At 66.9% G+C, this 13,653-nt stretch carries 14 protein-coding genes; 10 read left to right on the top strand and 4 right to left on the bottom strand.

Annotation, left to right across the window (positions count from 1 at the left end; all coding sequences use genetic code 11):
* Positions 1-13 precede the first annotated feature (13 nt).
* The 3 genes from AS031_RS02100 to AS031_RS02090 form a co-directional block, all read right to left on the bottom strand.
* Complete coding sequence (locus AS031_RS02100; protein WP_058266479.1) at positions 14-736, bottom strand: flavodoxin family protein; 723 nt, start codon at positions 734-736, stop codon at positions 14-16.
* 31 nt (positions 737-767) lie between these two features.
* Positions 768-1,376, bottom strand: a complete 609-nt coding sequence (locus tag AS031_RS02095; protein WP_058266478.1) for a nitrobindin family protein — start codon at positions 1,374-1,376, stop codon at positions 768-770.
* Between the two features lie 170 nt (positions 1,377-1,546).
* Positions 1,547-2,314 (bottom strand): hypothetical protein, encoded by a 768-nt coding sequence (locus tag AS031_RS02090; RefSeq protein ID WP_058266477.1) that lies wholly within the window; start codon positions 2,312-2,314, stop codon positions 1,547-1,549.
* A 249-nt stretch (positions 2,315-2,563) separates the two neighbouring features.
* On the opposite strand from AS031_RS02090, the gene AS031_RS02085 reads away from it, so the two are divergent.
* The 10 genes from AS031_RS02085 to asd all read left to right on the top strand — a co-directional run bounded on the left by AS031_RS02085 (position 2,564) and on the right by asd (position 12,537).
* Positions 2,564-3,262 (top strand): winged helix-turn-helix transcriptional regulator, encoded by a 699-nt coding sequence (locus AS031_RS02085; RefSeq protein ID WP_018769102.1) that lies wholly within the window; start codon positions 2,564-2,566, stop codon positions 3,260-3,262.
* A 29-nt stretch (positions 3,263-3,291) separates the two neighbouring features.
* Positions 3,292-4,263, top strand: a complete 972-nt coding sequence (mshD, locus tag AS031_RS02080; protein WP_058266476.1) for a mycothiol synthase — start codon at positions 3,292-3,294, stop codon at positions 4,261-4,263.
* A 127-nt stretch (positions 4,264-4,390) separates the two neighbouring features.
* The gene (locus AS031_RS02075) at positions 4,391-6,640 is read left to right on the top strand and encodes an RNA degradosome polyphosphate kinase (RefSeq protein ID WP_058266475.1); all 2,250 of its coding nucleotides are present in this window, start codon (positions 4,391-4,393) and stop codon (positions 6,638-6,640) included.
* A gap of 11 nt (positions 6,641-6,651) precedes the next feature.
* The gene (locus AS031_RS02070) at positions 6,652-7,620 is read left to right on the top strand and encodes an NUDIX hydrolase (protein WP_058266474.1); all 969 of its coding nucleotides are present in this window, start codon (positions 6,652-6,654) and stop codon (positions 7,618-7,620) included.
* Between the two features lie 70 nt (positions 7,621-7,690).
* Positions 7,691-9,313: a hypothetical protein gene (locus tag AS031_RS02065; protein WP_228379544.1), complete on the top strand. Its 1,623-nt coding sequence runs from the start codon at positions 7,691-7,693 to the stop codon at positions 9,311-9,313.
* On the top strand, positions 9,310-9,735 hold the full coding sequence (locus tag AS031_RS02060; protein ID WP_058266472.1) for a GntR family transcriptional regulator: 426 nt from the start codon (positions 9,310-9,312) through the stop codon (positions 9,733-9,735). The genes AS031_RS02065 and AS031_RS02060 overlap by 4 nt, the downstream gene beginning before the upstream one ends.
* 9 nt (positions 9,736-9,744) lie before the next feature.
* Positions 9,745-10,548, top strand: coding sequence for a thymidylate synthase (locus AS031_RS02055; protein ID WP_058266471.1), 804 nt, complete (start codon positions 9,745-9,747; stop codon positions 10,546-10,548).
* Positions 10,545-11,129, top strand: a complete 585-nt coding sequence (locus tag AS031_RS02050; protein WP_058266470.1) for a dihydrofolate reductase — start codon at positions 10,545-10,547, stop codon at positions 11,127-11,129. The genes AS031_RS02055 and AS031_RS02050 overlap by 4 nt, the downstream gene beginning before the upstream one ends.
* A gap of 4 nt (positions 11,130-11,133) precedes the next feature.
* Positions 11,134-11,352: an NF038396 family protein gene (locus AS031_RS02045; protein WP_058266469.1), complete on the top strand. Its 219-nt coding sequence runs from the start codon at positions 11,134-11,136 to the stop codon at positions 11,350-11,352.
* Between the two features lie 54 nt (positions 11,353-11,406).
* Entirely contained in the window at positions 11,407-12,537 is a 1,131-nt protein-coding gene (gene asd / locus AS031_RS02040; RefSeq protein ID WP_058266468.1) for an aspartate-semialdehyde dehydrogenase, read from the top strand.
* A gap of 57 nt (positions 12,538-12,594) precedes the next feature.
* Here the strand turns inward: asd and AS031_RS02035 are convergent, their stop codons facing one another.
* Positions 12,595-13,572: a type IV toxin-antitoxin system AbiEi family antitoxin domain-containing protein gene (locus AS031_RS02035; RefSeq protein ID WP_058266467.1), complete on the bottom strand. Its 978-nt coding sequence runs from the start codon at positions 13,570-13,572 to the stop codon at positions 12,595-12,597.
* Positions 13,573-13,653 lie beyond the last annotated feature (81 nt).

Raw genomic sequence — 13,653 nt, 5'->3', positions numbered from 1 at the left:
ACCAGCGGAGCGGCTACCGGTACTCGGGGTTTTCGAAGTCGAATCTGGTGCCTGCAGACCATTCCCCCGGCAGGTTGCCGTAGGCAGGATAGCCGCCGGCATCCTTGAGGATCCGGGCCAGGTGCAGCAGGTTCCATGTCATGAACGTGGTGTTCCGGTTGGTGAAGTCGCTTTCCGGGCCGCCCGAGCCTTCGTCCAGGTAGCTCGGTCCGGGCCCGACCGGGCCGATCCAGCCGGCGTCGGCCTGCGGCGGGATGCTGAACCCGATGTGCTGCAGGCTGTAAAGGACGTTCATGGAACAGTGCTTGATGCCGTCCTCGTTGCCGGTGATCAGGCATCCCCCGACCTTCGGGTAGAACGCCCACTGGCCCTTGCCGTTGAGCTCGCCGGAATGGGCGTAAAGCCGCTCGATCAATTTCTTGGTCTGGGAGGAATTGTCACCCAGCCAGATGGGACCGGCCACCACCATGATGTCGGCCTCCTGGACGGCGGGGTACAGCTCCGGCCACTCGTCAGTTGCCCAGCCGTATTCCCGCATGTCCGGGTAGACGCCACTGGCTATGTCATGGTCCACGGTGCGGATGACCCGGGTGCTGACGCCCTGCTTTTCCATGATCAGCCGGCTGATGTTGATCAGGCCGTCCGTGTTGGAGGTCTGCGGCGATTTCTTGAGCGTGCCGTTGAAGAACACGGCCTTGAGGTCGCTGTAGTTGCCGGCCTTCTCTGCAGTCGCCACGGCGCCGCTTCCTGTTGGTGAAACCCGCTGCTTATGAAACCTTTTTCAGGAACGCCGAGGCGTGGGCCTCCAGGCCCTTGCCGGCGTCCCCGCCCGTTGCGACGTCCCACCGCCACAAGAGGTTGCCGTCCACCAGGCCGAAGATCCTGGTGGCGGCACTGTAGTCCTTGGAGTGGCTGCCGCGCATCACCATGTCGGTGGTGAGCCGGATCTGGGGGCCCTTGATCTGGCCGTAGTACAGCTCCGAGATGCCGCCGGGGTGGGCGATGGACACCGAGATGTCGAACCCGCCCTCGCTGTTCCGCAGCGCCTCCACCTCGTCGGCGCTCTTGAGGACTGGAACGATATCCGCCGGGATGAGCCCGGGGCCGCCGTCGGCATCAAGCTGCTTGCGCTCCAGCGCCCAGAAGCCGGTCTCGACCGTGAGCGGCCGCAGGCGCGTGCCGTCGTCGTCCGTCAGCCAGCTCTCCGCGCGGTACTGAAGGTAGGGCAGGCCGTTGTGCGTAAAGGAAACGTGCTGCAGGAAATGCTCAGAGTCCTCGTCCCCGCTGCCCAGGCGGCCGCGGCCCTCCCACTCACCGATGAGCCAGGAAAGCGGAACAAGTTCCGGAGTCAGATCGGTAGGAATCTCAATGGGCACGGCTATTACCTCGAGAAACTGCGGGATCGGAAGGGTGGACTACTTCTGGCCCTTGAAGAGCCGGTACACCACGAAACCGGCGAACCAGGCCATGGAAATGCTGGCGATGCCGAGCAGGACAAGGAAGAAAATTTCAAATGCAAGAACGGACATGATGCCATCCTAACCCGTTAGTAGATGAGTAGTTTGTCTATGAAGTAGGCGAGCGAACCGACGGCGGAAACAGGCGCCAGGCCCATCCCCAGGGCGGCGGGAAGGTTCAGCGGTGCCCCGCGGAGGGTGACCAGGCGGCGGAAGCTGGCAAGCACCGCACCCACCACGACGCCGAAGATGCCGGCAGGGAGGACTGCGATGTCCGAGAGGACCAGGCCCGCGAGCGGGCCGGCAAGCCCGGCGAAGACAATGCACAGCGGGGCGATGATGTTGTCCGGCCAGCGGATCAGTCCCACCAGGAGCGCCACGGCTGCGCTGACAGCGGCCACCAGCAGCATTTCGCGGACGCCGTTGAACCGAGCCCCCGCAATCCATCCGGCGCCCAGGCAACTGAGCAGCACGCCGACGCAGCATCCCAGCGTGGATTCCAGCCGCTGCGCCTGCCCGGTGCCCCTGATCAGCTGCACCACGAAGACGGCCATCATGCCCACCGCCACAAACCCTGGAGTCCAGTCCAGGTAGCCGGGCGCCGGGGTCCACGCGGCGGCGAGCGCCGCGCCGGCTCCGGGCAACGCTATGACGGCCGCGAGGGTCTTCTTGGCCGGGATCCGCAGGAAGTGCGGCCAGCCGATGCCCACCGCCGCGGCGATCAGCACCGCCACAGCCACGAGGGCCTCGCGCGAGATGTAGACGCCGGCGATGATCGCGGCGAGTCCGGCGATGCCCGCCACGCCGATGGTCCACCAGCCGAGGGACCGCGCAGGTGCCTGCAGGTCCGCCGTCATGCCGGCACCGGCCTGCGAATCGTCTGTGCACTCACTGCGCTGTCATCCCGTCCTGGCATCGACCGTAGGCGTGGCCGCCCCTTCTTTACGGGGCATGTCCGCCCCCGCTCAATCCTGCCCTATATGACCCGGATATGTCGTAAAACGGACTGCCGGGGGCCCGGATTCTCTGGCCCGGGAGGCCTGGGCGGGTATACTCAAGCATCAGCTCAGTCGCCCGATGATGCGCGGACAGCCCATGGAGGAACAATGTCGCACATCCTGCTCTTGACGAACAGCACCGGCTCGTCGGTAGACATCCTGCCTGCCTTGGAACTGCTGAACCACCGGGTCCACATCCTGCCCGCAGAGCCCACCGCGCTCCTCGAAACAGACCCCTGCGACATCGTCCTGCTGGATGCCCGCAAGGACCTTGTGGGGGCCCGTTCACTCACCCAGCTCCTGAAGGCCACCGGCCTCAGCGCTCCCCTGGTCCTGATCCTTACCGAAGGCGGCATGGCCGCGGTCTCGTCGGCGTGGGCCGTTGATGACATCGTCCTGGATTCCGCCGGCCCCGCAGAAGTGGAGGCCCGCATCCGGCTCTCGGTGGCACGTGCTGTTCCCGAGCAGGAGGACGCGCCCAGCGAAATCCGTGCGGCCGGTGTCATCATCGACGAAGCCAGCTACACGGCAAGGGTCAACGGCGCGCCGCTCAACCTGACGTTCAAGGAATTCGAACTCCTGAAGTACCTGGCGCAGCACCCCGGCCGGGTCTTCACCCGCCAGCAGCTGCTCACCGAAGTGTGGGGCTACGACTATTACGGCGGCACGCGCACCGTGGACGTCCACGTCCGGCGGCTGCGGGCCAAGCTGGGCGCGGACCACGAGAACCTGATCAGCACCGTACGCAACGTGGGCTACCGGCTGACGCTGGTCCGCCAGCAGGAAGACGAGCTGACCGAAGCCTGAGACACGGCAGCATCACGTAGCCTTGCCTCATGACTCCAGCGCACCCTGAGAAGTGGCCCGTCCATGCAGTCCGAGGCGGGGTTGACCGGCAGCTCCTGAAAGATTGCCGGGACCTCCTTGCCGCGGCCGAAGAGTCCGATGGCAACCCGTCCATTTCCGAGCAGACCCTGGTGACCATGCGCGCCGGCGACTCGGCGGAGCATACGCTGCTGACCCTGGCGCTGTACGCGCCGGACGAGGATTCGGATCCCGCCAGCGGCCAGGACCTGGCGGGCTTCGCCGTCGTCGTCGAAGAACCCGACCGCAGCGGCATCCTGGAGATCGCCGTCCACCCTTCGTACCGTAACCAGGGCGTGGCGGACCGCCTGGTGCGGGCGTTGAAGGAAAGCCGGGGGTTCGACGGGCTGAAGGCCTGGTCGCACGGCAACCATGAGGCTGCCGCCGACCTCGCCGCCCGGTACGGCTACGCGCCGGTCCGTGAGCTGTGGAAGATGCGGATGACGACGGCGGGCGCGGACCTTCCCGAGCCCGTGCTGCCGGAGGGGGTGACGCTGCGGGCGTTCGTGCCGGGGCAGGATGAGGATGCCTGGCTGGCCCTCAACAGGGCAGCGTTCTCGCACCATCCGGAGCAGGGCAGCCTGACCCGGGCAGACCTGGAAGCCCGCATGGCCGAGGACTGGTTCGATCCCGCCGGTTTCCTCCTGGCCGAGGACAGCGAGGGCCGGCTGCAGGGTTTCCACTGGACCAAGGTCCATTCCGGGCATGGGGACCACCCGGCGATCGGCGAGGTCTACGTTGTGGGCGTGGCGCCGGAAGCCCAGGGCTCCGGGCTCGGCAAGGCGCTGACGTTGGCGGGCATCCGGCACCTGCAGGACAAAGGGCTGCACGCCGTCATGTTGTACACCGACGCCGACAACACCCCGGCAGTCTCCCTGTACCGCCGGCTCGGGTTTACCCGGTGGGACATGGACGTGATGTACGGGCCGGCGCAGGCGGGGTGAGCGGGTCTCCCGGCCGCCGCGGCGCGGGCTGAATTCAGGGGCTGCAGCGCAGTGAATGCTTGTAAGGTTGAAACAAGACCGCGCAGGCCGGAAGCGCCAGCACCAGCGCCAGGTAAAAGGAGATCCCATGAACCCGGAACCGTCCGGAACAGCCACGTCCCGGGATGTTGCCACCCCGGTCCGCGCCCGCTTCGGCTCCTCCGAGGTTCCGGCGTCCAGGGCCACCCAGGACCGCATCGACATCCCGGAGTTCGCTCCCAACCTGGAACCCGAAGGCGACATAAGCCCCGACCGCTTCCTTGACCGCGAACTGAGCTGGCTCAGCTTCAACTCACGGGTGCTGGAGCTGGCCGAGGATCCCACCCTGCACCTGCTGGAGCGGGTTAACTTCCTGTCCATCTTCGCCTCCAACCTGGACGAGTTCTTCATGGTCCGGGTGGCCGGCCTGAAGCGCCGGATCGCCACCGGGCTTGCCGTTCCCTCACCGGCCGGCCTGAGCCCCGTGGAGGTGCTGGAGCAGATCAGCGAGGAAGCGCACCGGCTTCAGCAGCGGCACGCGCAGGTGTACGCGGACCAGATTCGCCCGGCCCTGGCCTACGAGCACATCCACCTGATGAACTGGGACGAGCTCGACGACGCCGCCCAGCAGCAGTTGAGCGTCATGTTCGCCGAAAAGGTCTTCCCCATCCTGACGCCGCTGGCGGTGGATCCGGCCCACCCGTTCCCCTACATTTCCGGCCTGTCCCTGAACCTCGCCGTGGTGGTCCGGAACCCGGTGAGCGACAAGGAGCTGTTCGCCCGCGTCAAGGTACCGGACCAGCTGCCCCGCCTGATCTCCATCGACGGTCCGCGGGCAGGCGCCGTGGCCGGCCGTGTGGCACGGTTCATCGCCCTGGAAGACGTCATTGCCGTCCACCTGGACAAGCTGTTCCCCGGCATGGAGGTCCTTGAGCACCACACCTTCCGCGTCACGCGCAACGAGGACGTTGAGGTTGAAGAGGACGACGCCGAGAACCTCCTGCAGGCCCTGGAAAAGGAACTGCTGCGACGCCGCTTCGGCCCGCCGGTCCGGTTGGAGCTCACCAACGACATCAACCCCAATATCCGTGCGCTGCTGATCCGTGAACTCGGGGTCGAGGAGTCCGAGGTGTACTCGGTCCCTGCACCGCTGGACCTCCGCGGCCTGTCCGTGATCGCCGGCATCGACCGCGCGGACCTGCACTACCCCAAGCACGTGCCCCATACGTCCCGCTACCTGAACGAGTCCGAGACGTCCAAGGCCGCCAACGTTTTTGCGGCCATGCGCAGGCGGGACATCCTGCTGCACCACCCCTACGACTCCTTCTCCACCTCCGTGCAGGCCTTCCTGGAGCAGGCGGCAGCGGATCCGAAGGTCCAGGCCATCAAGCAGACCCTGTACCGCACCTCGGGCGACTCCCCCATTGTTGACGCGCTGATCGACGCCGCAGAGGCCGGCAAGCAGGTCCTTGCCCTGGTGGAGATCAAGGCCAGGTTCGACGAACAGGCCAACATCTCGTGGGCCCGCAAGTTGGAGCAGGCAGGCGTGCACGTGGTGTACGGCATCGTGGGCCTGAAGACACACTGCAAGCTCTCCCTGGTCGTCCGGCAGGAAGTGGACGGATTGCGCCGCTACTGCCATATCGGCACCGGCAACTACCATCCCCGCACGGCGCGCTACTACGAGGACCTTGGCCTGCTGACCTCCAACGAGCAGGTGGGCCAGGACCTGTCCAAGCTGTTCAACCAGCTGTCCGGGTACGCCCCCAAGTCCACCTTCAAGAGGTTGCTGGTGGCTCCCCGCTCGGTGCGGTCCGGGCTGATCGACAGGATCGAGACCGAGATCCGCAACGCCCGCGCCGGGAAGCCGGGCCACGTGCAGATCAAGGTCAACTCCATGGTGGACGAGGCCATCATCGACTCCCTCTACCGGGCGTCCCAGGCGGGTGTGAAGGTGGACGTGGTGGTGCGCGGTATCTGCTCGCTGCGGCCGGGCGTCCAGGGCCTGAGCGAGAACATCACGGTCCGGTCCATCCTGGGCCGGTTCCTGGAGCATTCGCGGGTGTTTGCGTTCGCAAACGGCGGCGAGCCGGTGGTGTACATCGGCTCGGCGGACATGATGCACCGCAACCTGGACCGCCGGGTGGAAGCGCTGGTCCAGCTGGCCAGCGCGGATGACATCAACTACGTCCTTGACCTGATGCAGCGGTACATGGCACCGGAGACATCGAGCTGGCACCTGGACAGCCAGGGCCACTGGACCCGCCACCACCTGGGCGAGGACGGCAAGCCGCTGGAGGACGTGCAGTCCTGGCTGCTGGCCTCCCGCCCCCGGCAACGCAGCCTGAGCCGGCGGTAAGGGCCTACGTTTTGTCGAGCGATGCACTCGTAGAAGACCAGACAGAACACCCGGGGGAACCAGTGGCGGTCACCGCTGCGGGGGCAATCCCCTGGCGGGTGGGCCGGGACGGACTTGAAGTCCTGCTCATCCACAGGCCGCGCTATGACGACTGGTCCTGGCCCAAGGGAAAGATCGACGACGGCGAGACCGTTCCCGAGTGCGCGGTCCGCGAAGTGCGCGAGGAAATCGGCCTTGAGGGCACGTTGGGGATTCCCCTGCCGCCCATCCACTACCGCGTGGCGTCAGGGCTGAAGGTGGTCTATTACTGGGCCGTGAAGGTCAATGGGGCCCGCCTTGTTCCCGACGGGAAGGAAGTGGATTCGGTCATGTGGTGCAGCCCGGACAAGGCTGCTGCCCTGCTCTCGAACCCTTCGGACACCGAGCCGTTGCAGTATCTTCGGGTGGCACATGGCCGCGGTGAGCTCGACACCTGGCCCCTCCTGGTGGTCCGCCATGCCAAGGCCAAGCCCCGGTCCTCCTGGACGAAGGCAGAGGGCGAGCGGCCGCTCGCCGCCACCGGCGTCCGGCAGGCGCAGGCGGTGGGCAGGCTGCTGCTCGCCTGGCGCCCGCCGCGGGTGGTGACCAGCCCTTGGCTGCGGTGTGTTGCCACGGTGGCGCCCTACGCGAAGGCCACCGGCGCCAAGGTCCGGATGTCCGAGGCGTTGACCGAGCACCGGCACGAACGCAGCCCGAAGAAGACCGCCGGAACCATCGAGGGGCTGTTCGACAAGCAGCGCTCCGTGGCTGTCTGCACCCACCGACCGGCCCTGCCCACGGTCCTCGCACAGCTTGCCAAGCACATGCCGTCGCGCCTGGCCGACCTTCTCCCTTCCGAAGACCCTTATCTGTCCCCCGGGGAGGTCCTGGTCTGCCATGTGGCCTGGGCCAAGAAGAGCAAGGTGGTTGCCGTGGAGCGGTTCAAGCCGTTCGACGACTAGCAGCCTGTTTGACCCCCTGCAGTTTGTATCAAACACTTGATACAAAGCCGCACGAATATTGGGGGATGATGTGCCTGGCATCAATGGAATTGCCGTCTTCGATAACGTCCAGCCGATGGTGTTCCTGTTTCCGTTCCTGCTGGCGGCCGGGGTGTACCTGCTGCTCCGCTGGGTCATCTGGCACCCGCACCACCCGGGCTCGGCCGCCGTCGCAGCCAAGCACGCGCTGTGGGTGGGGATCATCGGATGGCTGGTGAGTTCACTGCAGCCCGCCGCAAAGGCAGGCATGATTCCGGTGCCGGGCAGCAGGGCCGCGCTCAGCACCCCTGAACTGCTCACAGCCCTGGCCTGGCCGGTCCTGGGCTGCCTGGCCGTCCATGCGATCGGCCAGCTGAGCTATCCGGGCCCCCAGCTTCCGCACCGGCAGGCCAGCCTCGACGTCCGCAGGGTACGGGATTTCATCCCGCGCCGCCTGGCCTGGACCGTCTTCGCCCTGTTCATCGCTGCGGCGGCGCAAATTGCCTGGACTGCCACTCTTCCGGGCTTTGACCCGCAACTCTACGTACCGCGTCCGGAGCCCTCGGGCGGTTACGTGTACTACGGCGGGGACGGCCGCGTGCCGGGCGCCGACCTGGCAGTACCGCTGGGCGGCGCCCTGCTGGTCCTCGCGGCCGGAACCTTCGCTGTCCTGGTGCTGATCGCCCGCCGTCGGCGGCTGGAAGCGCTGGGAACGGAGGACAACGGCCTCTTGCGGACCATCGCGATGAACCGGCTGCTCCGCACCGTGGCCACCATAGCCTCCGGGCTCGCTGCCATCGCCGGCAGCCACTCTTCACTGCCGGACCCGGCAGACGCCACGGGCAGCTGGTTCAACCCGGCCGGCCTGGTGAACCTGGCGGTCTTGCTGGCCATGTGGTGGTGGCAGCCGCCCAGGTTGTCCAGCGGCGTCACCGGAACCCGGCCCGCAGCCCGCCCGGACCCCCAACCGGCCACCAGGCTGGTGGCGTCAATCGGGCCCGCCCTGGGGGTGGCAGCAGTCCTTCCCGTAGTGGCGGCTGCGCTTATCCCCGGTGTCCTCACCAATCATGCCGCACTGTTCGTGGCGCTGGCGGCGTTGGCCGTCCTGGCGGTCGTTACGGCCGGCGAAGTCCTCCTCGGCCACAATTACGGCATCGACGGCGAAGCCCGCAACTGGCCCCGCCAGGCCGTCTCCCCCGCCATGTTCACCACCTGCGTGGCCGCCGCAGCGGTCCTGGCGGGCGTCGTGGTGGCCGTTGCTGCCCGGCAGTCGGAGCTGGGCGCACCGCCGTCGTGGCCCGTGACGGTGTGGAGCACTGCCGCGGTGGTGGCCTGCGCGGCCGTTCCCGTACTGGTCATCCGCCGCCGGCGGGGCGTCGGCTCCTTGGTTCCGGGGCTGGATGCCGCGTTGCGGGCCATCAGCCTGCACCGTGTGGTGCGGACGCTGGCGGCCCTCCTCCTGGCCCAGGCGGGATCGCTGCTGATGAGTGCGGGGCCGGGGCTGCAACGCTTTTCCCCTCCCGGGCCGGACCCGACGGCGGCGCTGTGGCAGTTCGCGTCCGGCGGCGGCGTCATCCTCGCCGCTGCGGGTGTGGTCATCGCCGTCATCCCGGTACGCGGCATCGCCGCCAGGCAAAAGGGGACGGCACCGAGGTCCCGGCAAGCGGTGCCGTGAGCGCCGGAATCACCGTGGACCTGCGGTCCGCCACACCGCCGTATGAGCAGATCAGGTCCCAGATCAGCTCCCTGGTGGCCGTGGGAGCACTCGCGCCCGGGAGCCGGCTCCCCACAGTCCGCAGCCTGGCAGCGGACCTCGGCATCGCCGCGGGCACGGTGGCGCGGGCCTACAAGGAACTGGAAGCGGCGGGGGTCGTTGAATCACGACGGCGGGGCGGCACCGTCGTCGCCTCCGTCCCCGGCGGTGCCGGGCACGGCAGCCCCGGCGCCGTTCCGCCGGAGGTGAGTGCCGCCGTCGAACGCTGTGTTGCAGCGGGCCGAGGGGCAGGACTCAACGATGACGTGTTGCTTGAACTGGTCCGCGGGCAACTGCGGAAGGAACTCCATGGTGACACTGAAGCCGAGACCGGGCCCCGGTAGACTTGCTCCGTGAGCATCCCCACGCCCTATGAAGACCTGTTGCGCGATGTCCTGGCCCATGGCACGCACAAATCCGACCGAACGGGCACCGGAACCACCAGCGTTTTCGGCCGCCAGATCCGTTTTGACCTTGGCGAAAGCTTTCCGCTGATCACCACCAAGCGGGTCCACTTCAAGTCCGTGGCTGTGGAGCTCCTGTGGTTCCTGCGCGGCGAGACCAACATCAAGTGGATGACGGACCAGGGCGTCACCATCTGGAACGAGTGGGCAGATGCCGACGGCGACCTGGGGCCGGTTTACGGCGTACAGTGGCGCAGCTGGCCCACCCCGGACGGCGGCCACATCGACCAGATCGCCGAACTGGTGGAAAGCCTGAAGTCCAACCCGAACTCCCGCCGGCACATCGTGTCCGCCTGGAACGTCTCGGAGCTTGCGGACATGGCGCTGCCGCCCTGCCACGCGTTCTTCCAGTTCTACGTGGCCGACGGGAAGCTTTCCTGCCAGCTGTACCAGCGCTCCGCGGACATGTTCCTGGGCGTGCCGTTCAACATCGCCTCCTACGCGCTGCTGACGTGCATGCTGGCCCAGCAGGTGGGGCTGGAACCCGGCGAATTCATCTGGACCGGCGGCGACGTCCACATCTACGAGAACCACATGGACCAGGTCCTCAAGCAGCTGGAACGCGAGCCGTACGAGTACCCGCAGCTGAAGATCAACCGGAAGCCCGCGTCGATCTTCGACTACACGCTGGAGGACTTCGACGTGGTGGGCTACCGGCACCACCCCACGATTAAGGCGCCGATTGCCGTATGAGCACCGAAAACTCCACTGATCCGCAGTCCTTCTCCGAGGAACTGGCAGCCACGATCACCGGCGTGGGCCTGGTGTGGGCGCAGACCCCGGACGGCGTCATCGGCAAGGACGGGGACATGCCCTGGCACCTGCCCGAAGACCTTAGGCACTTCACCCGGCTCACCACCGGGCACCCGGTGATCATGGGCCGGAAGACCTGGCTGTCCTTCCCGGACAAGTACCGTCCCCTGCCCGGGCGCACCAACATCGTCATCACCCGGCAGAAGAGCTGGGCGGAAACACCCGAGGCGAAGGGCGCCGTCGTGGTTCCTTCGCTGGACGACGCGCTGCTGGAGTCCCAGTTCGTCGACGGCGGCGACACCGTCTGGATCCTGGGCGGCGGAGAGATCTTCCGCCAGTCCACCGAACTCGCCAACGTCGCGGTGGTCACCACCATCGACGTGGCGGCCGACGGCGACACGTTCGCCCCGGAGCTCGGCACCAGTTGGGAGGCCTCCGCCTCGCTCCCGCCGGACGGATGGCTGACGGGCGCCAACGGCACGCGCTACCGCTTCACCAAATGGACACGGACTGAGGGCTAGGACCATGCTGAAAAAACCGGAAACCCTCTTTGTGCTCGGCTACATGCTGTTGCCGCTGCTGGCACTGCTGTCCGCCATCGTGGGCCTCACCATGATCCTGGGAGGCAACAAAATCGCCGGCGCCATCGTGCTGGTGGTGGTCACCCAGGTCTTTGCCTTCGGTGCGTTCTTCGCGCTCCGCGCCCGCAAGGCTGCCGTCCTGGAGGAGTCCAGGCGCAGCTGACGGCAGTGACGTAACCGACTGCGCCGTGCCGGTTGCGAAGTCTAAACTGTACGAATGACTACAGCAGCTACCCCTTCCGTCGGCCTGGTCGGATGGCGCGGCATGGTCGGTTCCGTCCTCATGCAGCGCATGCAGGACGAGGGCGACTTCGCCAACATCAACCCGGTGTTCTTCTCCACCTCCAACGCGGGCGGTGCCGCCCCCTCTTTTGCTGAGGGCGCCGGCAAGCTCGAGGACGCGTTCGACCTCGACGCCCTGGCGAAGCTGCCCATTATTGTCACCGCCCAGGGAGGGGACTACACCAAGCAGGTCCACGGCGAACTGCGCAGCCGCGGCTGGGACGGCCTCTGGATCGACGCCGCCTCCACCCTGCGCATGAACGATGACTCCATCATCGTGCTGGACCCCATCAACCGCGACGTCATCGACAAGGGCCTGGTCAACGGCACCAAGGACTTCATCGGCGGCAACTGCACCGTCTCCTGCATGCTCATGGGCCTTGGCGGACTGTTCAAGAACGGCCTGGTCGAGTGGGGCACCTCCATGACCTACCAGGCTGCCTCCGGCGGCGGCGCCCGGCACATGCGCGAGCTGCTCAGCCAGTTCGGCACGCTCAACGCCGAGGTCAGCACGGAACTGGACGACCCGGCGTCGGCCATCCTGGAGATCGACCGCAAGGTCCTGGCCCACCAGCGCACCGACATCGACGCCACCCAGTTCGGTGTGCCGCTGGCCGGTTCGCTGATTCCCTGGATCGATGCGGACCTGGGCAACGGCCAGTCCAAGGAAGAGTGGAAGGCCGGGGTGGAGACGAACAAGATCCTGGGCACCTCCGAGGAAAACCGGATCATCATGGACGGCCTCTGCGTCCGGATCGGCGCCATGCGCTCCCACTCCCAGGCCCTCACCCTCAAGCTCCGCGAGGACCTCTCCGTCGCCGAAATCGAGAAGCTCCTGGCCGAGGACAACGAGTGGGCCAAGGTGGTTCCCAACACCAAAGAAGCCTCCATGGCGGACCTGACTCCGGTGGCCGCTTCCGGCACCTTGGACATCCCGGTGGGCCGCATCCGCAAGATGGAGATGGGCCCTAATTACATCAGCGCCTTCACCGTGGGCGACCAGCTCCTCTGGGGCGCCGCCGAGCCGCTGCGCCGCATGCTCAACATCGCCACCGGCAACCTGTAACAGCTGACCGCCTCTTGAGCGGCCCTGGCCCGCATAACCGTTGCTTCCCGGCACCGGTTATGCCGGCCAGGGCCGCTTTTGCTTTCCCGGAGGCCCTCCGAGGAAGTCCAGCAGCCGCCGTCTGAGCTCTCCGGGGCGGTCCAGATGCTTCCATCGCAGCCTGAAGACCCGCCAGCCTGACTCCACCAGCGCCGTTTCCCTCCTTCGCTCCGCCACCAGCACTTCCCCCGTGGGTTTGTAGTCGAAATACTTGCCGGCGCCGTCGAACTCGATGGCAACCCGTGCCACATCATCTGCAAAGTCCGCCCGGAACAGGCCTTCGCCCGTGGGTATTTCAACCTGCGGCGTGAACCTCGTCAGGCCGAACGAGTACAGCAGCAACCTGGTTCGCGTCTCCCCCGCCGATTCAGACCGCGCATCCAAAACGTCCAGCAGGTCGGCGGCCCGCCGGCTCCCGCGCTTCACAGGGCTGGTGTCCAGCAAACGCCGCATGCCGTCCAACGACGCGCCCTTGCGCAGGGCGTGGTCACCGATCACTGCAGCCTGGGCTCGGGGCAGGATGCGGGCACAGTCCAGGACGGTCCGTTCGATGGTGGTGGTGAGGATCTCACGACCGTCCGGCGTCCATAACGAAGCCAGGTCGCCCGGTGCTAGCGGAAGCCGGTGGGTCCTGACGTCCTTGCCCGCGCTGGTCCGCGAGTTGGAGTACTGAGTTGTTACGTGGACCTTGGTCCCTGCGTTCCACACATCGCAACGGTGCAGCATTGCGGCGCTGACGTGCGAGTAGCGGGCGTAACCACCTGTGGATTCGTAGTGCGCCATCACCAGCAGCCGGTCCTGGTCCCAGGGCTTGAGCGCGCCCCAGTACGTCCGCCGGACATAGGCACCCCGCCGCAGCCGGAGGATCACGCCGGCCTCCACCGCCGCCGCAACCAGCCGGCTTTCCAGCCGGGAATCCGCCAGTTGCCCGGTGGAGGCCACCGGTCCCCGGGGCCACCGTTGTTCCACCAGGTCAGCAATTTTGTTGGGTTTCATGCGGCCAGTATGCGGAACCCGCACGCCCGGTAGCATCCCGCCAGCCCGCCTATGTGGACAACGCGCTCGCCACGAACGGCC

Source organism: Pseudarthrobacter enclensis (assembly GCF_001457025.1).
GTDB classification, from domain to species: Bacteria; Actinomycetota; Actinomycetes; order Actinomycetales; family Micrococcaceae; genus Arthrobacter; species Arthrobacter enclensis.
The sequence above is the reverse complement of the archived record's forward strand: the minus strand, read 5'-3'. Positions and strand labels throughout refer to the sequence as shown.

Bases quoted from the DNA above. Each gene is read 5' to 3' on its own strand.
- AS031_RS02090 (WP_058266477.1), bottom strand. From the start codon at position 2,314: ATGACGGCGGACCTGCAGGCACCTGCGCGGTCCCTCGGCTGGTGGACC.
- AS031_RS02085 (WP_018769102.1), top strand. From the start codon at position 2,564: ATGTCGCACATCCTGCTCTTGACGAACAGCACCGGCTCGTCGGTAGAC.
- mshD (WP_058266476.1), top strand. From the start codon at position 3,292: ATGACTCCAGCGCACCCTGAGAAGTGGCCCGTCCATGCAGTCCGAGGC.
- AS031_RS02075 (WP_058266475.1), top strand. From the start codon at position 4,391: ATGAACCCGGAACCGTCCGGAACAGCCACGTCCCGGGATGTTGCCACC.
- AS031_RS02050 (WP_058266470.1), top strand. From the start codon at position 10,545: ATGAGCACCGAAAACTCCACTGATCCGCAGTCCTTCTCCGAGGAACTG.
- AS031_RS02045 (WP_058266469.1), top strand. From the start codon at position 11,134: ATGCTGAAAAAACCGGAAACCCTCTTTGTGCTCGGCTACATGCTGTTG.
- asd (WP_058266468.1), top strand. From the start codon at position 11,407: ATGACTACAGCAGCTACCCCTTCCGTCGGCCTGGTCGGATGGCGCGGC.
- AS031_RS02035 (WP_058266467.1), bottom strand. From the start codon at position 13,572: ATGAAACCCAACAAAATTGCTGACCTGGTGGAACAACGGTGGCCCCGG.